Below are 24,125 nucleotides of genomic sequence, written 5' to 3' on the forward strand. Positions count from 1 at the left end.
TCGCGGCGTGAGCCACGGGTCGCGGGGCCCGGGTCGCGGGCGACCTCGCGGCTAACGCACCACGACGACCTTGCGGCCGATGGTGGCGAACTTCCACATCGCCTCGCCGTCCGCACGGGTTTCGCGGATACCGCCGGTGGGGACCTCCGGGTCCGGCTCCGGGGCCGAGCCGTCGACCGCCGCGCTGAAACCGATCGCGGTGCCGTTGCCGGTGGCGAAGCGGACGACGTGTTCCACCGGGACGCCGTCCGATCCGGTGACGGCCCCCGAGCGGGAGGTGACGTGGTAAGTGCCCGGTTCCGGGTCCACCGTGCCGGGGCTGACCGGGAAGGTGCGCCGGACCTCGCCGCCCTTCTCGACCAGCCACACCCGGTCGTCGTCCAGCGCGTACACGACCCGGATGCCCCGGCCGGACCCCCGGGGCGGACCGGTGGGGGAGGGGGACTCCTCGTCCCGGTCGGCCTGCAGGGCCGCCGGTACGGTGCCCGCGCGGGCGGCCGCCCGAGTGGCCGGCGCGTTCGCGGACGCCTGGTAGCCGAGGACGCCCACCGTCAGGAGGGCCGCCGCGGTCAGCCCCGTCACGATCGCCGAGCTGTCGCCTGCCACCGCCGTCACCACCTCTGTGCCGCTGTGCCGCTGTCTCTGTGCCTCTGTGCCTCTGCATCTCTGCGCCGCTCGAATGCCGGCCCGCACCGCTCGTGGTCGCCCGGGCCGTTCCGTACCACCCGGTGGTGGTCTTTCGGGACGACCGCGGATCGTGCGGGATCGTCCCGGATCATTCGGGATCGTCCCGGAGTGTGCATACGCCGATGTGACGGTAGCAGTACGTGACCGTCCGACCGGGCCGTCCGACACGGGGCGCCGGGAGCCGTAGGCTGTTTGTGTGCTCCTGCTCGCTCTGGATACCGCCACCCCTGCCGTCACCGTCGCGCTGCACGACGGCGGCGACGTCATCGCCTCGTCGAGTCAGGTGGACGCCCGCCGCCACGGCGAACTGCTGCTCCCGGCGATCGACCGGGTGCTCGCCGAGGCCGGTGTGAAGGCGGACGCCCTCACCGGGGTCGTCGTCGGCATCGGCCCCGGGCCGTACACCGGGCTGCGGGTCGGCCTGATGACCGCGGACGCCTTCGGGCTCGCGCTCGGTGTCCCCGTGCACGGTGTGTGCACGCTGGACGGCCTCGCGTACGCCGCGGACCTGGAGGTCCCCTTCGTCGTGGCGACCGACGCCCGCCGCAAGGAGGTCTACTGGGCGCGGTACGCCGACTCGCGTACCCGCCTCACCGACCCCGCCGTCGACCGGCCCGCCGACATCGCCGGCCGGGTCGCGGGGCTGCCCGCGGTCGGCGCCGGCGCGCTGCTGTACCCCGACACCTTCCCCAAGGCGCACGAGCCCGAGCACGTGAGTGCCGCAGCCCTCGCCCGGCTGGCCGCCGAGCGGCTGGCGGCCGGCACGGAACTGCCCGCGCCGCGGCCGCTGTACCTGCGCCGCCCCGATGCCCAGGTCCCCAAGAACTACAAGGTGGTCACCCCCAAGTGACACGAGCGACAGGGCCCGAGAAGGTCGCACTGCGCGAGATGCGCTGGTGGGACATCGAGCGGGTGTTCCAGCTGGAGCGCGAGCTGTTCCCCGAGGACGCCTGGTCGCGGGGGATGTTCTGGTCCGAACTGGCCCATGCGCGCGGTTCCGCCGCGACCCGCCGTTACGTGGTCGCCGAGGAGGAGGGCCGGCTCGTCGGATACGCGGGGCTCACCTCCGCCGGCGTGGCGGCCGACGGCGACGAGGGTACGGGCGAGGCGACCGGGGTGGCCGACGTCCAGACCATCGCCGTCCGCCGGGACCACTGGGGCACCGGCCTCGGCTCGCGGCTGCTGACGGAGCTGTTGCGGGCGGCGACCGCGTTCGAGTGCGCCGAGGTGCTGCTGGAGTGCCGGATCGACAACGTCCGGGCCCAGAAGCTCTACGAGCGTTTCGGCTTCGAGACCATCGGGGTCAGGAAGGGCTACTACCAGCCGGGGAACGTGGACGCCCTGGTGATGCGGCTGGCCGACCTGTCCACCTCCGTCACCCCGGGGGCCTCCGTGGCCCCGGAGGCCCCCACGGCCGCCCCCGCGAACCCCGCGAACCCCGCGAACCCCGCGAACCCCGCGAACCCCGCGAACCCCGTGAACGGCGTAGAAGGAACCGAGACCCATGGCTGACGAACCCCTGGTGCTGGGGATCGAGACCTCCTGCGACGAGACCGGTGTCGGCGTCGTCCGGGGCACCACCCTGCTGGCGGACGCCGTCGCCTCCAGCGTCGACGAGCACGCCCGCTTCGGCGGTGTCGTCCCGGAGGTCGCCTCCCGCGCCCACCTGGAGGCGATGGTGCCGACGATCGGACGCGCGCTGAAGGAGGCCGGGGTCAGCGCCCGGGACCTGGACGGCGTCGCCGTCACCGCCGGCCCGGGGCTCGCCGGCGCGCTGCTGGTCGGCGTCTCGGCGGCCAAGGCATACGCCTACGCCCTCGGCAAGCCCCTCTACGGCGTCAACCACCTCGCCTCGCACATCTGCGTCGACCAGCTGGAACACGGGCCGCTGCCCGAACCGACGATGGCGCTGCTGGTCTCCGGCGGCCACTCCTCGCTGCTGCTCTCCTCGGACATCACCTCCGACGTCCGCCCGATGGGCGCCACCATCGACGACGCGGCCGGCGAGGCCTTCGACAAGATCGCGCGGGTGCTCGACCTCGGCTTCCCCGGCGGCCCGGTCATCGACCGGTACGCGCGTGAGGGCGACCCGTCCGCGATCGCGTTCCCGCGCGGGCTGACCGGGCCGCGCGACCCGGCGTACGACTTCTCCTTCTCCGGTCTGAAGACGGCCGTGGCCCGCTGGATCGAGGCCAGGCGGGCGGCGGGGGAGGAGGTCCCGGTGCGTGACGTGGCGGCCTCCTTCCAGGAGGCCGTCGTGGACGTGCTCACCCGCAAGGCGGTACGCGCCTGCAGGGACGAGGGCGTCGGCCATCTGATGATCGGCGGCGGAGTGGCCGCCAACACCCGGCTGCGGGCGCTGGCCCAGGAGCGTTGCGAGGCGGCCGGCATCCGGCTGCGCGTACCGCGTCCGGGGCTGTGCACGGACAACGGCGCGATGGTGGCCGCCCTGGGCGCGGAGATGGTCGCCCGGGGCCGGGCGGCGTCCGACTGGGACCTGTCCGCGGACTCCTCCCTCCCGGTGACGGAACCCCACGTACCGGGCGAGGCGCACACGCACACGCACGATCATGTGCACGAGGCCGGCGGGGAGAACCTGTACTCGTGACCGTCGCGCTGATGTGGGAGGCACGGGCCGTGCCCGGCCGGGGCGGGGCACTGCTGACCTGGGCCGAGGAGCGGCTGCGCGAACTGCCCGCCGATCCGCCCTCCCTGCGCCGGGAAACCTTCCGCGCCCCGCAGGACCGGGTCCTCGTCATCACCTGGTGGAACGCCCCGTACGACGCCGTCCTCCCCGAACTCACCGACCCGCCCGGGGACCTGGTCACCCGCGCGGTACACCGGTGGCGCTTCGAGTCGGTGGGCGCGAGTTGACCGGCGCGGCCACGAGCCGACGGGCGGCTGCCGACCGTGGCTGACACCGGCCGAACGCAGGTCGTGGCCGATGCGATGGGCCGTCTCCTCGACCGGCTCCGGGTGGAAGGCGGCACCCCGGGCCAGTGGCACCGGGTAGGCGGTGGCCCGCCAGGCGGTGAAGCCGGCCGGGCACTCCTCGTGCACGAGTGCCGGGATGCCGAACCCGCCCGCCCGCGCGATCCGGCGCTGGGCGCGGGCCGGCGACCGCGTGCCGAGGTCCGGGTCGACGGGGCCCCGTGCCGAAGGGGCGGGTGAGCCGGCCGAGACCGTGGGTGATCAGCTCGTCCCGGTCGTAGTCGGAGGTCGTGTCGTGCTGGTGCGGCGCGACTCCCTCACCGTCCGTGTCCGCGCCCACCCACACCCCGTACGGCTGGGCGGTCCTCTCCTCCAGGGTCATCCGGGCGAGCAGGTCGTCGACACGGGCGGCGGCGGGCAGGGCGGGGTCACGCCAGGACGCGGTGGTCATGAAACTCCTGTCGGGGGACGGAGGGCCCTCTCACAAAGGTCCGAAGGTTCTTTGTGGCTGCCGGGTTGGCGCCGGGGCGGCTGCCGGGTTCGTCGCGGCCTGCGAATGTTTCGGAGTGTTTGTCGAATGTTCCGGGAGCCCAAGACTCGGGGAACACTTCGTCAAGGGGGCCCGCAGGGATACGATCGCGGCCATGACTTCCTCGCAGCCCGCCGAAACCCGGACGCGAGGGCGCAGCGCGCAGACTGCGACCCTCGCCGAGATCGCCCGCGAGGCCGGTGTCTCGGCACCGACTGTTTCGAAGGTCCTCAACGGCCGTGCCGATGTCGCCCCCACCACCCGGAGCCGCGTCGAGGAACTGCTGCGTGCCCACGGCTACCGGCGCCGGCGCGCCGAGGCCACCCGCTCGCCCCTGCTCGACCTGGTCTTCCACGAGCTGGAGAGTGCCTGGGCGATGGAGGTCATCCGGGGCGTGGAGAACGTGGCGAGGGACGCGGGGCTCAGCGTCGTGCTCTCCGAGAGCGCGGGCCGCCTCACCCCGGGGCGGACCTGGGCCGACCAGGTCGCCGCCCGCCGCCCGCACGGGGTGATCCTCGTCCTGTCCGGCCTCGACGAGTCCGGGCGGGCGCTGCTGACCAGCCGTTCCATCCCGTTCGTGGTGATGGATCCGGCCGGTGACCCCGGCACCGACGTGCCCTCCGTGGGCGCGACCAACTGGCAGGGCGGGCTCGCCGCCACCCGGCACCTGGTCGAGCTCGGGCACACCAGGATCGGGGCGATCAGCGGGCCCTCGCAGATGATGTGCAGCCGCGCCCGCATCGACGGCTACCGGGCCGCGCTGGAGACCGGCGGACTTCCGGTGGACCCCGGGCTGGTCATGACCGGCGACTTCCACCACGAGACCGGGTACCGCCAGGGCCTCGCCCTGCTGCGCCGCCCCGACCGGCCCACCGCCGTCTTCGCCGGCAACGACCTCCAGGCGCTCGGTCTCTACGAGGCCGCGCGTGAGCTGGGCCTGCGGATTCCCGAGGACCTGAGCGTGGTGGGGTTCGACGACCTGCCGGTGGCCCGCTGGGTGGGTCCGCCGCTGACGACCGTGCGGCAGCCGCTGACGGAGATGGCGGAGGCGGCGGCCAGGCTGGTCCTCGACCTCGGCAAGGGCGAGGACCCCGCGGCCGCCGCGACCCGGGTGGAACTGGCGACGAGCCTGGTGGTGCGCAGCAGCACGGGGGCGCCGGCCGGAGGGTGACGGTCGCCGGGCTTGCGGGTGTCGGGCTTGCGGGTGTCGGCCGGGCACTGCTCGAAAACTGTCGCCGACTCTTCCGAAAATTTCGACGCGCGCCGCGGGTGAGTCCGGGCTGTGAAGTCTGAGAACTTCACAAGAAAACGGTTCGGGGGGCGTTCGTTGTCATAATTCGGACTTACGTTCCTGTCTGTGATGGGACATGAGGGCCACGGCGGGGGCTCCCGCGAGGGGCGAGGCGAGGGGCGCGACAGGGGGCACGGTGACGGGCGCGGCGGAGGCGGGAGCGAGGTGTCTTCGGACGCGTCCCCGGACCCCGCCGGGGACGCGGACACAGGGACGGGCCCGCCGACAGGCCCGGTGACGCACCCGGCGGCGGACCGGCAGCCGGTCCGCCGCCGGGTGCGGGCCCTGAAGTTCGCCGGCTTCGCGCTGGCGGGCGCGCTGGTGCTGGGTGCCGGGACGGCCGGCTGGGCGTACTGGCAGCTGGGCGACAACATCAGGAGCGTCGACATCAACGGCGCCCTGGGCGACGACCGTCCGCCCAGGGGAACGACGGCCTCGGACCGGGACGCTTCGGCGTCCGCCTCGGCCCCGTCCCTGCCGACGGGGTCGCTCAACGTCCTGGTGCTGGGCTCGGACTCGCGCAGCGGCGGGGAGAACCAGGAGCTCGGTGGAGGCGACAGCGGCGGGGGCCGTTCCGACACGGCCATGGTCGTCCACCTCGACGCCGGCCGGACCGCCGCGACCGTGGTCAGCATCCCGCGCGACACCCTGGTCGACCGCCCGGCCTGCCCGCTGCCGGACGGCGGATCGACGCGGCCGGTGGCCGACGCGATGTTCAACAGCGCCTACCAGGTGGGCGGGCCGGTGTGCGCGGTGAAGACGGCCGAGCTGCTCACGGACGTCCGCATGGACCACTACGTCGAGATCGACTTCACCGGCTTCGCCCGCCTGGTCGACGCACTCGGCGGCGTCACCGTCACCACGGACGAGGACATCGACGACGACCTGAGCCGTCTGCACCTCGAAGCGGGCACCCACCACCTGGACGGCACCGAGGCCCTGGCCATGGCCCGCACCCGGTACGGCATAGCGGACGGCAGCGACCTCGGCCGCATAGGTCTCCAGCACACGCTGGTGAAGGCGCTGCTGGACCAGGTGGGGAAGCAGAGCCTGCTGACCGACCCCACCGAGCTGTACGAGATCGCCGACGCGGTCACCAGCAGCCTCACGACCGACACCGGCCTGGACTCGCTGGCCGAGCTGAGCCGCTTCGCCCAGAGCCTGCAGGGCCTGTCCTCGCCCGCCGTCACCACCGTGACGATGCCGGTGCTCCCGGCGCCCTGGGATCCCAACCGGCTGGTGGCACAGCAGCCGGAGGCGGAGGAGCTGTGGGCGTCGCTGCGGTGACCCGTCCCCGCCGGGGGGAGTTCCGGGAGCCCGCGGGCGTCAGCGCACCGGGTGCCCCAGGAGCATCGTCGGGGCGCCGGCGACGCGGGTGAGGAAGACGGTGACGGACGCGGCGCCGTTCGGTCTGGGGAGGGCCTTGCGGCGGAGTTCCTCCGGTTCCACCGCCGAGCCGCGCTTCTTGACGGTCAGTGTGCCGACCCGGCGCTCGCGCAGCAGCGCCTTCAGTTTCTTGACGTTGAAGGGGAGCCGGTCGGTGATCTCGTAGGCGGTGGCGTACGGCGTCGGGCGGTGCGCGTCGGCGGTGATGTACGCGATGGTCGCGTCGATCAGCCCTCCGTCGAGGTCCTGCGCGACCTCGGCGACGAGATGCGCGCGGATGACGGCGCCGTCGGGCTCGTACAGGTACCGGCCGGGCGGGCGTACCGCGGGGTCGGGCAGGCCGCGGGAGAGCAGCGTGCGGGGGCCGGGCAGCAGGGTCGCGCGGATCGCCGGGGCCCCCGCGCCCCCCGGCCCGGCGGCCGCCCGTCCGGTGCCGAACCACAGCACCGCCTCCTTCACGTCCCCGCCGTCCGAGATCCACTCGGCCTCGGCGTCATGGGGGACGACCTCGTGCGGGATGCCCGGAGCGACCTTCAGGGCGGCGGCGCGGGCCGCCCCGCGGGCCGCCTCGACCGCCCAGGACAGCGGGGGCGAGTAGGCCTCGGGGTCGAAGACGCGGCCCCGGCCGCCGCGCCGGGCCGGGTCGACGAAGACGGCGTCGTACCCGGCCGTGTCCACCTCCGTGACATCGGCCTCCCGCACCTCGATCAGCGCGGCCAGGCCCAGCGCGTCCGCGTTCGCACGGGCCGCCGCCGCGGTGAGCGGGTCCCGGTCCACCGCGAGCACCCGGATCCCGGCGCGGGCCAGCGCGATCGCGTCCCCGCCGATCCCGCAGCACAGGTCGGCCACCGACGTCACGCCCAGCTCCTTCAGCCGCCGTGCCCGGTACGCCGCCACGCTCGCCCGGGTCGACTGCTCGACCCCGTTCGGGGTGAAGAACATCCGCCCGGCGTCCCGGGCCCCGAACTTCGCCACCGCCCGCTGTCGCAGCCGGGCCTGGCCGAGTGCCGCCGACACCAGCTCCGCCGGATGCCCACGGCGCAGCCGGGTCGCGACGGCGAGTTCCCGGGCCGGGTCGGTGTCGCGCACCTCGTCGAGGAGGGCGCGGCCCTCGGGGGTGAGGAGCAGGGCGAGGGGTGAGGCGTCGAAGGGCTGCGGGGAGGGCTGGGCGTGGGGCGCGGTGCGGTCGTTCACCGGCTCATTGTGGGCCAGGCGCGGGTCCGGTGTCGGCCAGTCGGTGGACGGTGTGCCGCCGACCGCGGTGTCGGGCCGGAGCAGGAGCCGGGGACTGCGATGATCCGGCCCCATGCGAGTAGTAGGACAAAACGATAAAAGGTGGTCACTGGGTGGCGTACGGGCCGGTGTCGCCGTACTCACTCTCGCGACCCTCGCTCCTCTCGCCGCGGGCTGCGGACAGGACTCCACCGCCCCGGACCCGGCTGAGGGCGGACGGCGGCCCCTCCACGCGCCTCCGGCCCGCGCGCTCGACTCCTACGCCACCAGACTGCGCGCCGCGCACGCCGCGCGCACGGCCGTGGCGAAGCGCTGGGGGCTCAAGCAGGTGCCCCTGACCGCCCCGCCCGCGCCCCGGAAGAAACCCCGGATCACCACCCGTAGGGGCTTCGAGGTCGACGGCCACCGGAGACTGGACCTCCCCCCGGTCTTCACCACCGTCCCCACCGAGGAGAAGGTCGTCTTCCTCACCATCGACGACGGTGCCGAGAAGGACCCCGCCTTCCTGCGCATGATGAGCGAGCTGAAGATCCCGTACACCGCGTTCCTCAGCGACTACGTGATCAAGGAGGACTACGGCTACTTCGGGAAGATGCAGGACCGGGGCGTCGGCCTGCACAACCACACCCTGAACCACCCGTACCTGCCCGGCCTGTCCTACGCCCGCCAGAAGCGCGAGATCTGCGGCATGCAGGACGTCATCGAGAAGCGGTACGGCGAACGCCCCGTCCTCTTCCGCCCGCCGTTCGGGAACTACAACAAGGACACCCTGCGCGCGGCGAAGTCCTGCGGCATCGAGTACGCCCCGCTGTGGAACGAGGAGGTCTTCGTCGACCGCTGGGACTACCGCGAGTGGGACAGGGAGCTGCACCCCGGCGACATCGTCCTCACGCACTTCCGGGGCCGCGACGACTGGAAGGGCACCATGCCCGACATGATCCGCCGCTTCCTGGACAAGGTCACGGCCGAGGGGTACGCGGTGGGGCGCCTGGAGGACTACCTGTGACCGGCCCGGCGCGGCGGGTCCGGCGGGTCCGGCGGGGGGCGGCCGCGGCGGTTCTCCTGGCGGTGCTGGCGGGTTGCGGCCAGTCGGCCGGCCGGCCGGCCGTGAGCCCGACCGTTCAGGCCGGGGCGGGGAAGGGCGCCGGGGACGGCGCGGGCCGCTCACCCCGCGGCGATCCGGGTCTCCCGCCCGTCGTCGACCACGTCCCGACCCGGGACAAGGTCGTCTTCCTGACCTACGACGACGGCGCCGAACGCGACCCCCGCTTCATCGACCTCGTACGCGACCACCGCCTCCCCGTCAGCATGTTCCTCACGGACAGCGTGGTGGGGCCCGGCTACGGCCACTTCGCCCGGTTGCGCTCGGTCGGCGCGAGCCTGCAGAACCACACCCTCGACCACCCCGCCCTGCGCGGCCTGCCCTACGCCGGCCAGCGCGCCGAGATCTGCGGCCAGCAGCGCAAGCTCAGGTCCCGCTTCGGCATCCGCCCCCACCTGTTCCGCCCGCCCTACGGCATGTACGACACCACGACCCTCCGGGCCGCCGGCGACTGCGGCATCGTGGCGGTCGTGCTCTGGCGGGTCACCCTGGAGGGTGACGGCACCCTCACGTACACGCGCGGCGCGCACCGCCTGACGCCCGGCGACATCATCTCCGTCCCCGCGGGCGGGATTCCGGCCCTGCCCCTGGCGGAGCGGACGACGCGGCTGCTGCGCGAACTGGAGGAGCGGGGGTTGAGGGTCGGGAGGCTTGAGGACCACGTCCGGCGCCCTTGAGTCCTCAGGCGGCCACCGGCGGGCACCGCTCACGATCCGGCCCGTCCGGGGGCCCGGGGGTGGCGGCCCTCGGGACGGCCACCCGAACAGGGGTCCGCTTTCCGGGCCGGCGTGCACGAGAAATCCGGCGACGCCACGCAGTGAATTGGCACTCCGCTTGACCGAGTGCTAATCGCGGTCATAGTCTCAGGTCTGGCACTCCCCACTGGAGAGTGCCAACACAGCGACGGGCAGGTCCGGCACCCGCGACGACGGATCGACCTGGTCGCCACCTCAGACAGTTAACCCCGTGAGATCTCCGAAGGGGGAGGTCGGATCGTGACGACCGCCAGCTCCAAGGTTGCCATCAAGCCGCTCGAGGACCGCATTGTGGTCCAGCCGCTCGACGCCGAACAGACCACGGCTTCGGGCCTGGTCATTCCGGACACGGCCAAGGAGAAGCCCCAGGAGGGCGTTGTCCTGGCCACCGGCCCCGGCCGCATCGAGGACGGCAAGCGCGTCGAACTCGACGTGAACGTCGGCGACGTCGTGCTCTACAGCAAGTACGGCGGCACCGAGGTGAAGTACAACGGCGAGGAATACCTCGTCCTCTCGGCCCGCGACGTTCTCGCGATCATCGAGAAGTAAGTCACCTCGTAGCAGATTTGCTCCGAACTGCGCCCCTGGTCCCGACACGCTTACTGAGCCGGGCGCCCGGGGCGCAGTGTTTTCTCACCCCAGATTTCCGAGAGGGCTCCCGCTGCCATGGCGAAGATCCTGAAGTTCGACGAGGACGCCCGTCGCGCCCTTGAGCGCGGCGTCAACAAGCTTGCCGACACGGTGAAGGTGACGATCGGCCCCAAGGGCCGCAACGTCGTCATCGACAAGAAGTTCGGCGCCCCCACCATCACCAACGACGGTGTCACGATCGCCCGCGAGGTCGAGGTCGACGACCCGTTCGAGAACCTCGGTGCCCAGCTGGTCAAGGAGGTGGCGACCAAGACCAACGACATCGCGGGTGACGGTACGACCACCGCGACCGTGCTGGCCCAGGCCCTGGTCCGCGAAGGTCTGCGCAACGTCGCGGCCGGCGCCTCCCCGGCCGCCCTGAAGAAGGGCATCGACGCCGCCGTCGCCGCGGTCTCCGAGGACCTGCTCGCCTCGGCCCGTCCGATCGACGAGAAGTCCGACATCGCCGCCGTCGCCGGGCTGTCCGCCCAGGACCAGCAGGTCGGCGAGCTCATCGCCGAGGCGATGGACAAGGTCGGCAAGGACGGTGTCATCACCGTCGAGGAGTCCAACACCTTCGGTCTGGAGCTGGACTTCACCGAGGGCATGGCCTTCGACAAGGGCTACCTGTCTCCGTACTTCGTGACGGACCAGGAGCGCATGGAAGCCGTCCTGGACGACCCGTACATCCTCATCACGCAGGGCAAGATCGGCTCCATCGCCGAGCTGCTGCCGCTGCTGGAGAAGGTCATCCAGGCCAACTCCTCCAAGCCGCTGCTGATCATCGCCGAGGACGTCGAGGGCGAGGCCCTGTCGACCCTGGTCGTCAACAAGATCCGCGGCACGTTCAACGCCGTCGCGGTCAAGGCCCCCGGCTTCGGTGACCGCCGCAAGGCGATGCTGCAGGACATGGCCGTCCTCACCGGCGCCACGGTCGTCTCCGAGGAGGTCGGCCTCAAGCTCGACCAGGTCGGCCTGGACGTGCTGGGCTCCGCCCGCCGCGTCACCGTCACCAAGGACGACACCACGATCGTCGACGGCGGCGGCAAGAAGGAGGACGTGACCGGTCGCATCGGCCAGATCAAGGCCGAGATCGAGTCCACGGACTCCGACTGGGACCGCGAGAAGCTCCAGGAGCGCCTCGCGAAGCTGGCCGGCGGCGTGTGCGTCATCAAGGTCGGCGCCGCCACCGAGGTGGAGCTGAAGGAGAAGAAGCACCGTCTGGAGGACGCCATCTCCGCGACCCGCGCCGCGGTCGAGGAGGGCATCGTCTCCGGTGGTGGCTCCGCGCTCGTCCACGCCGTCAAGGTCCTCGAGGGCAACCTCGGCAAGACCGGCGACGAGGCCACCGGTGTCGCGGTCGTCCGCCGCGCCGCCGTCGAGCCGCTGCGCTGGATCGCCGAGAACGCCGGCCTCGAGGGCTACGTCATCACCTCCAAGGTCGCCGAGCTCGAGAAGGGCAACGGCTTCAACGCCGCCACCGGCGAGTACGGCGACCTGGTCAAGGCCGGCGTCATCGACCCGGTCAAGGTCACCCGCTCCGCCCTGGAGAACGCCGCCTCCATCGCCTCCCTCCTCCTGACGACCGAGACCCTGGTCGTCGAGAAGAAGGAAGAGGAGGAGCCGGCCGCCGGTGGTCACAGCCACGGCCACTCCCACTGAGCGAGCGCTCATAGCGGCGGGCGTCGGTGACCGACGCCCGTGGCGGACACGAAGGCCCGGCACCGCCGACCAGCGGTGCCGGGCCTTCGTGCTGCGCCCGCGCCGGTACGCGTCCTGGATGTCCGTGCCCCGTGCCCCGTGCCACGCTCGGCGCACGGGGTTCTTCGACGATCTCGTGCTTCCGTAGGGACCGTCCGCAGAGCTCTGTCCACGGGGTCACCCGGAGGTTCGCCCATGCAGTACTCACGCGCACGACGTGCCGTCCCCGGCGGGTTCGCCGTGCTCGCCGCGCTCACCGTCCCTCCGCTCGCGGCGTGCGGCTCCGGCGGCACCCGGCCTCACCGGCCCCGTCCGCCACGACGGCGCGGCCGGCTCCGGCCGCGAAGCGGGCCACCGGCGACTTCGAGGAACTGGAACGTACCTACGGGGCACGGCTGGGGGTCTACGCGGTCGACACCGGTGACGGGCGGGAAGTGACCCACAACGACGACGAACGGTTCGCCTACGCCTCCACGTTCAAGGCGTTCGCCGCCGCCGTCCTGCGCGCGTACTCCCCGAGCGGCATGGACGAGGTGATCACGTATTCCGGGGACGACCTGGTGGCCCACCCTCCCGTGACCGGGAAGCACGTCGGCACCGGGATGACGCTGCGTGAGCTGTGCGACGCCGCCGTCCGCCACAGCGACAACACCGCGGCCAATCTCCTGTTCGACGCGTTCGGCGGGCCGAAGGGCCTGGCGTCCGCCCTCGAGGAGGTGGGCGACACCGTCACCCGGGTGGAGCGCCGCGAGCCGGAACTCAACCGATGGGCCCCGGGCTCCACGCGGGACACCACCACACCCCGCGCGTGGGCCGGCGACCTGCGGGCGTTCGTCCTCGGAGACGCGCTGGACGGGAAGGACCGCGCACAGCTCACGAAGTGGCTGCGGGCCGGCACCACCGGCGACGATCTCATCAGGGCGGGCGTCCCCGAGGACTGGGTGGTCGGCGGCAAGAGCGGCGGAGGCGGTGCCCACGGCGTCCGCAACGACATCGCCGTGGTGTGGCCGCCCGACGCCGCGCCTCTCGTCATGGCGATCATGTCGCATCGCAGGACGGCGGACGCCGGCCACGACGACGAGCTGATCGCGGAGGCTGCGTCGGTGGTCGTCGGGGCGTTGGCGTAGGAGAGGGGCGCCGCGGGCGGGCGGAGCACGGGAGGCGGCGGTTCACCGGCTCCCCTCCGCGTCTTCGGTACGAGGGGGAGCCGTAAGCGTCCCGTATCCCCTCGCGTGGTCGGGTCGGTCACACCGGGGCATGCGCGGACACCAGGACGATCCTCCCGTGAGCGGGCGTCGGACGGGGCGGGACCGCGGCGGACGGCATGGCCGGTCCGGGTTCTGTCAGCCGTCCCGTCTCAGCAGGAACAGGGCCGGTTCCGCCAGGGCCGCCCGCGCCCCGTCGGCGTCCCCCAGCCGTGCGGCGAGGGTGGCCTCCGCGAGTCGCACCGGCAGCGCCTCCGCGAACTTCAGCCCGCGCACGGCGTGCGGGTCCACCTCGGGCAGGGCCAGACCCGTCCCGGCGTCCTCCACCGCCGCCCGCCACGACTGCGGGGTCACGTCCTCGCGCAGCCGGACGAAGCGGTCGTCGACCGTCCGGTGCCGCAGGACGACGGAGGGGAGCGAGGCGGCCAGGGTGGCGTTCGCCCGGTGTCCGGCCCAGGTCCACCAGCGCACGTCGTCGGCCCCCCGGCGGGTGATGACCGTGCCCGTGGGACGCACCACGTCCAGGGACGTTTCCCGGGCCGCCGCGAGCTTCGCCTCCGCCCTCCGGGTCAGGGACACGGGCGGGTCATCCCCGAGCAGCACATCGCGTACGGCACGGGCCAGGGTGAACGACCGGACGCGATGCGCCCCGAAGCCGCTCCACTTGGCGCGCCCGCCCTCGTCCACGGGTTCCACGAAGCAGCGCCTGCGCCGCCAGTCGATGTACGTCACCAGCCAGCTGCGGCCCGCCAGGAGCAGCTTGCGCGGGCCGTCGGTCTCCTCGGTGAGCAGATCCGGGTCGGTACGGCCGATCTCCGTCCGCCCGCTGAGCACGGTGAACTCGGGCGGCGCGGTGAACGAGGCCGTCAGGTTCATGAAGTGCCGGTGCCCGAAGCGGCGTTCGGCCTCGGGCCCGATGAACAGGGTGCCCGAGTCCCTTTCCAGGTAGCCCTGTTCCACCAGGTGCCGTACGACGGGTTCGGCGGCGGCACCGAACACACCGAGACCGCCCCACCACTCCTGCCACAGGTTCTCCCCGACGCGGTGCTCCTGGAGGCACAGTGCGAGCAGTTGCTGGGCCACGAGGTGCCGGGGCTCGGGGGGTGGGATCACCGGCTCCACCCAGCCGCGCGACCAGGCCAGCAGCAGGGCCGCGGCGGCCAGGAGCCCCTCGTCGTCCAGGGCGAGGAAGAGGCAGTTGCGGCGGGTGCCGGGACGGCGTCCGGTGCGGCCGAGGCGTTGCAGGAACGAGGCGACCGTGACGGGTGCGCCGAGCTGGATGACCCGGTCCAGGTCGCCGACGTCGATGCCGAGTTCCAGGGTGCTGGTCGAGACGATCACACAGTCGCGGGCCTCGGTGAACGCCTCCTCCGCACGGCGGCGTTCGTCGGTGGAGAGGGAGGCGTGGGAGAGGAAGGTGGTCACGCCGCGCAGTCGGAGCTGCTCGCCGAGTTCCTCGACGGTGCGCCGGCTCTCGCAGAAGACCAGGCGCTTCTCACCCTTGTGCAGGGCGGAGACGACGGTGGCCGCGTTGGCGACGGAGCCGACGTAGTCCAGTTCGATGTCGCCCGGCGGCACACGCGTGCCTGCCGCACTCGTCCCCGACGCACGGGTGCCCGCCGCACCCGCTGCACCCGCCGCGTCCGCCGCGTCCGCCGCAAAGACTCCGGCCCGCGCTTCCGGCTCGGGCGGCGCGATGCCGGGCGCGATGACCTGTCCCGGCCGCCGTCCCCGCCCCGACCCCTGGAGCCAGTCCAGCAGTTCACGCGGATTGCCGACGGTGGCGGACAGCCCGACCCGCTGCACCGGCCGCTCGACGAGCTTCTGGAGCCGTTCCAGTACGGCGAGCAGATGCCAGCCGCGGTCGTCGCCCGCGAAGGCGTGGACCTCGTCGACCACCACGCTGTGCAGCCCGGAGAAGAACGCCCGGTGGTCCACGTGGGTGCTGACCAGCATGGCCTCCAGCGACTCGGGCGTGGTGAGCAGGAGGTCGGGGCGCTGGGTCAGTATGCGCCGACGCCGGTTCGAGGCGATGTCGCCGTGCCACAGCTCCGCGGTCCGCCCCACCCAGCCCGTGTACGTCTCCAGCCGGGGGTGCAGGTTGTTGAGGAGGGCCTTCAGCGGGGTGACGTACAGGATGCCGGTGCCCTTCCACCCGTGCCGTTGTGCGCGGGTGAGCAGGGGGAAGGCGGCGGCCTCCGTCTTGCCGCCGGCGGTCGGCGCCAGCAGGACGGCGTCCTGCCCGGACAGCAGGGGTTCGATCGCCTTCTCCTGGAGCGGCCTGAGGGAGCGCCAGCCGAGCGAGTTGACGATGTGGTGGGTGAGGATCGGGTCGAGCAGGTCCAGCGCGTCGGCGCTCACGGCAGCTCCAGCTCCACGTCCCCGGCGCTCGCGGCCGCGTTGCGTTCCACCTCGTCGAGTTCCGAGGCGTTCACGGTGAGCGTGTAGTGGGCGCGCGGGTCGAAGTCGTCGAACGTGTCGATCCGGTCGAGGACGTCGGCGACCAGCTTCCGCAGGTACAGCCGGGGTGCGATGCCGGCCTTGCCGCCGAGCGAGCCGGTGACGGCGCGGGCCAGTTCGTCGAGGTAGGCGTCGTCGGCCCGTGCGGCGATCCGTTCGGGGTGGCGGGCCGTGGCCTCGTACACACCGCGCACCTTGCGGCCCAGCTGTCCGAGGGAGGCCAGGTCGAAGCCGGTCAGGCGGAGTTGGACGGCGCGCGGGGAGTCGAAGCGCGGGTCGGTGGTGAAGTCCGTCGCCAGCCGCTGGGCGAGCGGTGCGAGGCGCTGCACGCCCTGCTGCCCGTCGTAGAAGGCGGGGGTGCCGGTGATGACGAGGAACAGGCCGGGGAAGCGTCCCGCGTCGATCTCGTCGAGGAGCTGGCGCAGGGCGTTCAGGGACTTCTCCCGTACGTCGCCGCGTACCCGCTGGAGGGTCTCCACCTCGTCGAGGACCAGGAGGAGGCCGGGGTGTCCGCAGTCCCGCAGGACGGTCAGCAGGCCCTGGAGGAAGCCGAGCGCGGCGAAGTGGTCGAGGTCGCCGCGCACTCCGGCGGCCCGCTTGGCGGCGGCGGCGACGGACTTCTGCCCGCCGAGCCAGGCGATCAGCGCCTCGGCCCGTGCCCCGTCCCCGGCCGCCACCGCCTCGCGGTAGCCGCGCAGTGCGGCGGAGAAGGCGGGCGTGGTGCGGGCCACGTCCGCGAGCCGCCGTTCCAGCAGTTCGTCGACGGCACGGGCGAGTGAGGCCTCGTCGTTCTCGTCGGCGTCTCCGGCGTCGAGGACTTCTTCCTCCAGCGCGTAGAACCAGGAGTCGATCACGGCGCGCAGCGCGGACGGCTGGTGGGTGGATGTGGTCAGCCGTTCCGTGAGCCGCCGGTAGACGGTCTCCAGGCGATGCAGCGGGGTCTCCGTCTCGGAGATCTGGACCTCGCTGACGGCCAGGCCGCGCCGCTTGGCCCGTTCGGCGAGCCAGCGCGCGAAGAACGTCTTGCCGGAGCCGTACTCGCCGCGCAGCGCGTGGAAGGCGGAGCCGCCGCGTACGACGGTGGCGAGGTCGTCGTCGAGGGCGTCCGCGAACCGGTCCAGGCCGACGGCGAACAGTCCGAGTCCTTGCTGCGGCACGGTGCCGCGGCGCAGGGCGTCGACGACGTCGTGGGCGCGTGCGGCGCTGACGCCGGGGGTGCCCGGCGCGTGCGGGGGCGGGGGAGGGGCCGGGGTGCTCACGGTGCGGTGCCTTCCGGGAACTGCTGGCGCAGCAGTTCCCTGTCGAGGTGGACGGTGCGTCCGGACTCCACCAGCTGGAGCACGGGGTAGCCGTCGATGTTGAGGAGCCGTTCGAGCATGGTGACGAACCGCTGGGGGTTGCGTTCCGACTTGCCGGTGGCGGCCTGGGCGGCGGCGGCGACGGCGGCGGGGGAGAGCTTGCCGCCGGCCGCGAGCAGGGCGTCGAGCACGGCGGCCACGGCCGTGTTGCCGGGGGCGTTGCGCACGAATTCGCGCTGTGTCTCGAACGGCTTGCTGCGTACGGTCCGTTCACCGGGCGTGCCCTGCCCCGGCTGGGGGAACAGGCTCTCGTGCTGCGGCTGCTGCTTGCGGCTGCCGCCGCCCTTGCCGCCGCGGGGGGCCGGCGCGGGTTCCTGCCGCGTCACCGCTTCGGCGTCTCCGCGCCACCAGTCGGGGGCGGTGTCCTCCGTGGGCAGGGCGGTCCAGCCGGCCGGGATCTCGCTGCCGGACGGGACGAACGCGAGGACGGGCACGGTGACTTCGGCGAGCGAGGCGCCTCCGTGGTATCCGGCCTGGCGGGCGGTGTAGCGCAGGTCGTCGCGCCAGGCGGCGGTGATCCGTCCGCCCGCGGTCCGGACCCGTGGCCCGGTGAGTTCCACCTCTCCGGGGCCGGCCGGACCGGTGCGCCAGCGGGCGCCCCGTACGCCCTCGGCCACGGCGGGTCCGGACTCGCGCGGGCTGCGGTCCAGGATGTGCCCGTGGTCGGAGACGAGCAGGACGGGCCGGCCCGCGCCGAGGGCGGCGTCGAGCAGGTCGGCCAGTTTGGCGATGTCGGCCGTGCGCCAGCGGGCGCGCCCGTTCTCGCGTCCGTCGGCGAGGGCGTCGTCGATGGTGTTGACGATCACGCCGACGACGCGTTTCTCGTCGGCGAGGGCTTCGAGGAGTGCGGGGGCGAGCCGGTGTCCGGCCGTCCCTTCGTAGCCGCCCTTGTGGAAGAGCACGGCTTCGCGGTGCCGTTTCTTCCAGAAGGCGGTGAAGCCGGCGCGTTCGGTGTCCTGTCCGCCCTCGGCGGGGGCTCCGCTCAGCAGGGAGGCGCGGCTGATCCGGGTGAGGGTGGGCAGCATGGCGACGGCGGCGAGGCGGCCGGGGCGGCGGCCCGCGGGTGCGGTGGGGACGATCTCGGTCCAGGTGCGAGGGGCGAGTCCGGCGGCGAGTTCCACGGCGACGTCGGCGCTCATACCGTCCAGGACGAGCACGAGGGGCCGGCCGCCGTCGCGGGCCAGGGGTGCGGCCGCCTGGGCGAGCACGTCCTCGATCAGCAGTGCCCCGTGCGGTGCCTGCTGCGAGGCGGCCTCCGTCCAGATGGCCAGGGTCGCGGCGAACGACTCGTCGAGCTGTCGGCGCCGGTCGCGGACCCGGCCGATCAGCCGGTGGTACGCCTCCCCGATCCCGCTGTCGCGTGAGGCGTCGCCCTCGGCGAGGATGCCGGTCGCCAGGTCCACCCAGCCGGTGGACTCCAGGTGGTGGCGCACGCTCCTGCCGACGGATTCCCGCATGTCCCGCATGTCCTGTGTGTCCTGCGGGCCGTCGAGCCAGCGCAGCAGGCGTACGGCGGTGCGGGCGCGTTCGGTGGAGTCCGCGTGGAGGGCGGCGAGCTGGTGGTCGGCGAGGTCGCGCAGCGCGGTCTGTGCGGGGCCGGGCCGTCCGTCGAGCGTGGCGGCGAGGGTGCGCAGCCGGGCCCGGTAGCCGGAGGGCAGCAGCCGGTCCCCGGCGAGCAGCCCGGTCAGGCGTGCGGTGTCGGCGAGCCGGTCGGCGCGTTCCAGTACGGCCAGGACCCGGGTCCGTGCGTCGGTGCCGGCGCTGCCGCCCGCTTCCGCCTGGGCGATCCACCGGGTCAGGACGCCGGTGGCGGCCGATGCGTAGGGGGCGAGTGCGTCGAACGAGCCGAGGGCGTGCCCGAAGAGCGTGCCGAGGGCGAATCCGGCGTCGGCGGCGGCCGGGCAGGCCAGGGCGGCCGATGCCAGCGCGCCCAGCGGCAGGGCGTCGGGGCCGCGCCCGTCGGCGGCGAGTGCGAGCAGGGTGGGTGCGGCGGGGCCGGTCACCTCCTCCAGCCAGGTGGTCAGTCCGGTTCGTTCCTGCTCCGGCAGTTCGGCGAACCGCCGGGGTCCGGCCGGTGTGCGGCTCCAGTCGAAGAGCGTGTCGGCGTCCGGGTCCAGTGACGCGTCGCTGGTGTCGCCGAGGCCGACGCGGGCGGCGAGCAGGGCGCGCAGGGCCCGGTTCCGGGTGAGGACGGAGCCGGCCCGGGGCCAGCCGCCGGACGGTTCGGCCTCCAGGAGGGCGTCGAGGAGCCAGTTCTCGCGCACCATGCGGGTGTCCAGGTCGCCCGCCCCGAACAGCTGCTTGACGATGTCGGCCCGCTCGACGGCCAGCGGCCGGCGGCGGACCGCGTGTCCGCGCAGGTCCCAGCCGAGCTGGTCGGCGGGGACCTGGCCGGTGACGACGAGGACGCTGTCGCCGTCCGGGTCGACGGCGGTGGTGTGGTGCCGCCAGGCGTCGGCGATGCCGAGCGGCGAGTCCTGGTCGGTGACGTGCACCCGGCGGACGGCGCCGTCGATCTGGACCGTGAACTCGCGCTCCTGATCGCCACCCGCCCACACCGCGTCGACCAGCACCAGCCGGCGCCCCTCGGCGCGGGGCAGCTCGGCCTCCAGCAGCACCTCGACGGCTCGCCGCCCGGCGGCGGGCCGGGCCGCCATCAGCGGGCCCCCCCGACGCCTTCGGCGCCGTCGTCGGACGCGTCGTGGCCGTCGGCCGTCACCGGCGTCCAACTGACCTCCACGGTGGCGCCCGGGTGGGCGGCGAGGTAGGCGCGGATGTCGTCCCGGAAGCCGGCCAGTTCGCCGGTCAGCAGCTCTTCCAGCGGGGTGGCGCCGCCGGCGGCGATGAGCCGGCGCCCCGCCCGCCGGGGGCGGTCCCGGTCGTCCTCCTGAGCAGCGGAAGCCGGCTGAGAAGCCTGGGCTTTCGACGCCTTCTCCTCGGCCTGCCCCGCTTCCGGGTGGTGCGTGGCCACCTCCGGATCGGTGACCCGCACGTCCCGCGCCCCCGGCACGGGTTCCGGCCGGGTGGGAAGCACGTTCTCGACCCGGAGCGCGGCGTTGATGATCGCGTTGGCCCGCTCGCCCGCCGCCGCGAGCACCGGCACCAGGGACCGTTCGAACTCCGAGGCCCGTGCGGTCAGCGCGATCTCGTCGAAGAGCCGCCGGGCCCGGTCGCCCACGCCGTCCTCGCGGCCGGTCAGACCGCGTACGTTGCCGAGAACGGGCCAGGGGGCGTCGTCGAGGGCCCGCAGCACCTCGCCCGCGCTGCCCATGGCGGTGTTGAGGTCGCGTTCGGTCGCGGTGTACGAGGCGGCGGCCAGTTCGCGCACCAGCGCGGTGGCGTCGCTGCCGTGCCGGGTCAGCCGGGCGAGCAGGGCGGCGGCCTCCCGCAGGATCGCGGTACGGGGAGCGGCGGCCTGGGCGGCCGGAGCGGCCTGGTCCGGGTCGTCGAGGCCGAGCAGCGCGGCGTGGCGGTCCAGTGAGGCCCGCACCCCGGCCACGCCCTTCTCCCAGGTCTCCGCCCTGGCGCGGATGTCGTCGGCGAGCCGGTTGACGTTGCGCGCGTACAGGTTCGGCTTGGCGGAGACACCGAGCAGCCGGGCCGCCCGCTCGCGGGCCGCCGCGTACTCCTCCTCGCTGGGCAGTGGCTGTGCGCGCAGCGACCAGCCGGGCCCGATCTCGTGCAGCGCGGGCGCCTCCCGCTCCGGGCCGCCCTGGAAGGCCCAGGCCCGGTCGTCGAGGAGCGCGTAGGCGGCGATGAGGAGGTTCCCGGTGAGTTTGTCGAGGCCGCCGTACCCGAGGTCCCTGGTGATCCAGCCGCGGATGTCCTCGACGGCCAGGTCGCCGCGCTGCTTGTGGACGGACGCGGCCTGGTTGATGCGGGTGCGCCAGTCCTGCCGCATGACGAGCGGGCCGTCGTGGACCGTGCCCAGTTCCAGGGGTTCCACGATCCGTTTGACGGTCTTCAGGTGGTGGCTGTCGACGTTCTGGGCGCGCCCGCCCTCGTCCATGGCCCGGGTGATCCACTCCAGGGCCGTACGCAGCTCACCGGCCGTCACCGCCTTGCGCTGCCCGTTGCGGTCCGGCCCGAAGTCGGGGTGCTTGGGGTGCAGGGCGGAGAACATGCCGTCGGCGAGGTGCTGCACGTTCGCCTCGAAGCCCTTGCCGCCCTCCTCGCGGGGCTGCGCGAACTCGGGCTGGAGCGAGAGCACGTGGCGCCCGTCCGGCACTTCGGGCCCGGGGTTGGAGTCGGTCGGCCGGGCCAGTCCGTACACCTCGGCGAGGGCGCCGGTGAGCTGGTCGGTGAGGGTGTCGCGGGCGACCTCCAGCTGCCGCCTGACCTTGGTCCGGTCGTCGGGCGGGAAGGTGCCGGTGTAGTCGGCGAGCCGGTCGCGTTCCAGCAGGAAGTTGATCCGCATCAGCCGGCCGAGCTGGGCCCGGCGCTGGTCGGAGAAGAAGTCGGTGAGCCACACCAGGGTCGGGGCGGTGACCCCGTCCTTCCTCAGTTCCTCGACGCGGTGGAAGTCGTCGCTGGGGTAGTGGTCGCCGTCGTCGAAGGGGTAGTCGACGACGAACCGCACATGGCCGGCCGTGGCGGGCGTGAACTGCTCGTCGGGCAGGTCGGAGCGGTCCCGTACGTTGCCGAAGACGAACTCGGCGATGCGGCGCGTGCCCCGCCAGACGATCTCCTTCTCGGCGACGAACTGCCCGTCGCGTACTCCGGCCGCCTCCCACAGCCGGTCGCGCAGCCACACCCGGCGCACGCCCGCCTTGTCCTCGTCGGCGACGGCGTCGAGCAGCGGCTCGATGTCGAGGTCGGACAGGTGCAGCGAGAACACGGGGTCGGCTTCGCCGTCGGAGCGCACCTCGGAGGGGAACGTGGCCTGGAGGTCCCGCATGCGCCGGACGACGACGTCACCGGCGGGTACGGTCCGCGAGCGCACCGAGCCGTGGTTGAGGGCGGCGAGCCGCGCCCCGGTCAGCCGCCGCAGCGCGGGCACGTCGGGGGCGAGCGCGCCCAGCAGCAGGGTCTTGACGAACCGGTCGTCGGCCCGGAACTCGGCGTGCGTGTCGGAGCCGTACTTGTCCAGGAGGTGGGTGCGCGCCTTGGTGTAGAACTTCACGGCGGCTTCGGACTCGCGCTTCAGTTTGTCGGTGAAGGCGGCTCCGGTGCCGTCGACGAGGACGTCCCACAGGTCGCCGAGCGGGATGAGCTGCCCGACGGCGGCGTCGGCGTTCTTCTCCAGCAGCTGCTGGACGAGCTTGAGTCCGGTCCGTTCGCGCTGGAGGGCGCCGGAGAGGGCGACGAGCACGTTGAGCAGGGCGGGGGAGAGCGGGTAGACGGCGCGGAAGCCGGTCCAGTCGGCGTGGGTGGCGCCGCCGCCGTCCAGCAGGATGTCCTTGACCTGCTGGTTGGACCGGTCGATCCCGGCGAAGGCGTTCTCCAGTACCTCCTCCTTGCCGGGCCGCGGCTTGAGCACCCGCTCCTTGATGATCTCCGGGAGGTTGCGGTCCTCCAGGTCGACGGTGGTGAACCGCTCGTTCAGGTACTCGAGGGCCTGCTCCATCGCCTTCACGTCGGCGCCGAGCACGTCGGCCCCGACGAGCTGTGACAGGTCGCGCTGCCGGGAGATCAGCGACACGATCGGCACCGGCCGGTCGGCGTCGCCGGACTCGATGAGTTTGACCAGTTTCTGGATCTCGTTGTTGACGAAGGTGCGGTCCCGCATGTGGGCCTGGAGCCACAGCACCAGCTCGTCCAGGAACAGCACCACGCCGTCGTACTCCAGCGACCGGGCGTGCCGGCTGATCGCGGCGAGCCCGTTCTCCAACGGCACGTACTTGGCGGCGTCGCCGCGCGCGCTCTCGGCGTACGAGCGCAGGGGCCCGGTGAGCAGCGTGGACTCCAGCCGTTCCCGGCGCGGGTCCCCGGCGGGCGCGGCGAAGGCCTCGTCCAGCTCGGCGGAGGTCCAGGCCCCGCCCGTGCCGATCACCTGGAGCTCGTCGTCGTCCTCGTCGTCCGGCCCCCCGCCCGCCGGGGGGCCGGCGGGCAGCAGCCTGACGAACGCCTCGTCGCCGAGCTGCTCGCGCATCCGGCGGGCGTCGGCGAGCAGGGCGTCGGAGCGGAACACGACCGGGGTCGGCGCGTGCGGGTGCAGCTCGCGTACGGTCCGCACGTACCCGCCGAGCAGCGCCTCGTCCAGGTTGGCGGCGCCGACGAGGTGGTACGGCACCATCAGGAACCGCTTGCCGCGCATCCACTCGTCGTGCTCGGCGATGACCTCGCGCAGCCGCGGCTTGGCGCGGGCGGCCGGTTCGCCGTTGAGGACGGCGTGCAGCACGGTCAGGAAGTGGCTCTTACCGGCGCCGAAGGACCCGTGCAGGTAGGCGGCCTCGGAGGACCTCTTGCGCACCGCGCCCCGCACCAGCTTCAGCGCGCTGCGGAACTGTTCCTGGAGCTGCGGGGTCACCACGTACTCCTCGACCCGCCCGGCCGGGTCGCCCCGGAACCCCTGGGACAGTTCGATCTTGAAGTCCCCGGCGGTGACGTCCTCCTTGATGTCGAGGACGTCCCTCAGTACGACGATGTCGCCACCCCTGGCCATATACCGCTCCCGCTCCCCATGGCATCCCACACAAGTCCCCCCAATCCTGCCAGGCCCCACAAGGGGGCCGGGGCGGGGCGGCGGGATCGGGGGCGGAGGGCGAGGTGGGTGGGGCAGGAGAGGTCAGGGAGGGAGACGTTCGTGGATCCCAGCCCGAAAGTGGGATCGGCCGCATGCCTCGCCAGGGGGTGCCTCGGCGGGAGGGTTCCTGGACGGCGGCCGTTCTCGCGCGCTTCGCCGTTCGCCTTCTCGA

General features: G+C 73.3%; 16 protein-coding genes and 2 pseudogenes. 11 read left to right on the forward strand and 7 right to left on the reverse strand.

Features of this window, described 5'->3' with window-relative positions:
• Window positions 1-51: 51 nt before the first annotated feature.
• Complete coding sequence (locus ACWZEH_RS21000; RefSeq protein WP_456192658.1) at window positions 52-606, reverse strand: hypothetical protein; 555 nt, start codon at window positions 604-606, stop codon at window positions 52-54.
• A gap of 277 nt (window positions 607-883) precedes the next feature.
• Here ACWZEH_RS21000 and tsaB point away from each other — a divergent pair, with 277 nt between their 5' ends.
• Genes tsaB through ACWZEH_RS21020 form a run of 4 tightly spaced genes read left to right on the forward strand, consistent with a single transcriptional unit; the run spans window position 884 to window position 3,561 of the window.
• On the forward strand, window positions 884-1,537 hold the full coding sequence (tsaB, locus tag ACWZEH_RS21005; RefSeq protein ID WP_456192659.1) for a tRNA (adenosine(37)-N6)-threonylcarbamoyltransferase complex dimerization subunit type 1 TsaB: 654 nt from the start codon (window positions 884-886) through the stop codon (window positions 1,535-1,537).
• Window positions 1,538-1,575: 38 nt separating this feature from the next.
• On the forward strand, window positions 1,576-2,199 hold the full coding sequence (rimI, locus tag ACWZEH_RS21010) for a ribosomal protein S18-alanine N-acetyltransferase (RefSeq protein ID WP_456199741.1): 624 nt from the start codon (window positions 1,576-1,578) through the stop codon (window positions 2,197-2,199).
• Entirely contained in the window at window positions 2,192-3,295 is a 1,104-nt protein-coding gene (gene tsaD / locus ACWZEH_RS21015) for a tRNA (adenosine(37)-N6)-threonylcarbamoyltransferase complex transferase subunit TsaD (RefSeq protein WP_456192660.1), read from the forward strand. The genes rimI and tsaD overlap by 8 nt, the downstream gene beginning before the upstream one ends.
• Window positions 3,292-3,561, forward strand: coding sequence for a hypothetical protein (locus tag ACWZEH_RS21020; RefSeq protein WP_456199743.1), 270 nt, complete (start codon window positions 3,292-3,294; stop codon window positions 3,559-3,561). The genes tsaD and ACWZEH_RS21020 overlap by 4 nt, the downstream gene beginning before the upstream one ends.
• A gap of 24 nt (window positions 3,562-3,585) precedes the next feature.
• Here the strand turns inward: ACWZEH_RS21020 and ACWZEH_RS21025 are convergent.
• Window positions 3,586-4,069 (reverse strand): annotated as a pseudogene (locus tag ACWZEH_RS21025) (glycosyl hydrolase); the annotation flags it as partial.
• 193 nt (window positions 4,070-4,262) lie between these two features.
• On the opposite strand from ACWZEH_RS21025, the gene ACWZEH_RS21030 reads away from it, so the two are divergent.
• Window positions 4,263-5,318 carry a LacI family DNA-binding transcriptional regulator gene (locus ACWZEH_RS21030; RefSeq protein ID WP_456192661.1) on the forward strand — a complete coding sequence of 352 codons (1,056 nt, stop codon included), beginning with the start codon at window positions 4,263-4,265 and terminating at the stop codon, window positions 5,316-5,318.
• 354 nt (window positions 5,319-5,672) lie between these two features.
• Window positions 5,673-6,725 carry an LCP family protein gene (locus ACWZEH_RS21035; protein ID WP_456192662.1) on the forward strand — a complete coding sequence of 351 codons (1,053 nt, stop codon included), beginning with the start codon at window positions 5,673-5,675 and terminating at the stop codon, window positions 6,723-6,725.
• A gap of 39 nt (window positions 6,726-6,764) precedes the next feature.
• Here the strand turns inward: ACWZEH_RS21035 and ACWZEH_RS21040 are convergent, their stop codons facing one another.
• The gene (locus ACWZEH_RS21040; protein ID WP_456192663.1) at window positions 6,765-8,018 is read right to left on the reverse strand and encodes a THUMP-like domain-containing protein; all 1,254 of its coding nucleotides are present in this window, start codon (window positions 8,016-8,018) and stop codon (window positions 6,765-6,767) included.
• Between the two features lie 112 nt (window positions 8,019-8,130).
• On the opposite strand from ACWZEH_RS21040, the gene ACWZEH_RS21045 reads away from it, so the two are divergent.
• The 5 genes and pseudogenes from ACWZEH_RS21045 to bla all read left to right on the forward strand — a co-directional run bounded on the left by ACWZEH_RS21045 (window position 8,131) and on the right by bla (window position 13,372).
• Window positions 8,131-9,063 (forward strand): polysaccharide deacetylase family protein, encoded by a 933-nt coding sequence (locus tag ACWZEH_RS21045; RefSeq protein ID WP_456192664.1) that lies wholly within the window; start codon window positions 8,131-8,133, stop codon window positions 9,061-9,063.
• Window positions 9,060-9,836 (forward strand): polysaccharide deacetylase family protein, encoded by a 777-nt coding sequence (locus ACWZEH_RS21050; RefSeq protein ID WP_456192665.1) that lies wholly within the window; start codon window positions 9,060-9,062, stop codon window positions 9,834-9,836. Before ACWZEH_RS21045 ends, ACWZEH_RS21050 begins: the two co-directional genes overlap by 4 nt.
• Before the next feature lie 318 nt (window positions 9,837-10,154).
• On the forward strand, window positions 10,155-10,463 hold the full coding sequence (groES, locus tag ACWZEH_RS21055; RefSeq protein ID WP_266079104.1) for a co-chaperone GroES: 309 nt from the start codon (window positions 10,155-10,157) through the stop codon (window positions 10,461-10,463).
• Window positions 10,464-10,580: 117 nt separating this feature from the next.
• Window positions 10,581-12,206, forward strand: a complete 1,626-nt coding sequence (gene groL / locus ACWZEH_RS21060) for a chaperonin GroEL (RefSeq protein ID WP_384021010.1) — start codon at window positions 10,581-10,583, stop codon at window positions 12,204-12,206.
• 234 nt (window positions 12,207-12,440) lie between these two features.
• A pseudogene (bla, locus tag ACWZEH_RS21065) lies at window positions 12,441-13,372 on the forward strand (class A beta-lactamase).
• 216 nt (window positions 13,373-13,588) lie between these two features.
• Here bla and ACWZEH_RS21070 read toward each other — a convergent pair.
• Genes ACWZEH_RS21070 through ACWZEH_RS21085 form a run of 4 tightly spaced genes read right to left on the reverse strand, consistent with a single transcriptional unit; the run spans window position 13,589 to window position 23,872 of the window.
• The gene (locus ACWZEH_RS21070) at window positions 13,589-15,811 is read right to left on the reverse strand and encodes a DEAD/DEAH box helicase (protein WP_456192666.1); all 2,223 of its coding nucleotides are present in this window, start codon (window positions 15,809-15,811) and stop codon (window positions 13,589-13,591) included.
• Entirely contained in the window at window positions 15,808-17,169 is a 1,362-nt protein-coding gene (gene brxD / locus ACWZEH_RS21075) for a BREX system ATP-binding protein BrxD (protein ID WP_456192667.1), read from the reverse strand. Before brxD ends, ACWZEH_RS21070 begins: the two co-directional genes overlap by 4 nt.
• Window positions 17,166-19,925, reverse strand: coding sequence for a BREX-2 system phosphatase PglZ (pglZ, locus tag ACWZEH_RS21080; RefSeq protein WP_456192668.1), 2,760 nt, complete (start codon window positions 19,923-19,925; stop codon window positions 17,166-17,168). The genes brxD and pglZ overlap by 4 nt, the downstream gene beginning before the upstream one ends.
• Entirely contained in the window at window positions 19,925-23,872 is a 3,948-nt protein-coding gene (locus tag ACWZEH_RS21085; protein ID WP_456192669.1) for a BREX-2 system ATPase PglY family protein, read from the reverse strand. The genes pglZ and ACWZEH_RS21085 overlap by 1 nt, the downstream gene beginning before the upstream one ends.
• Window positions 23,873-24,125: the final 253 nt, after the last annotated feature.

The organism is Streptomyces yamdrokensis (genome assembly GCF_053890455.1).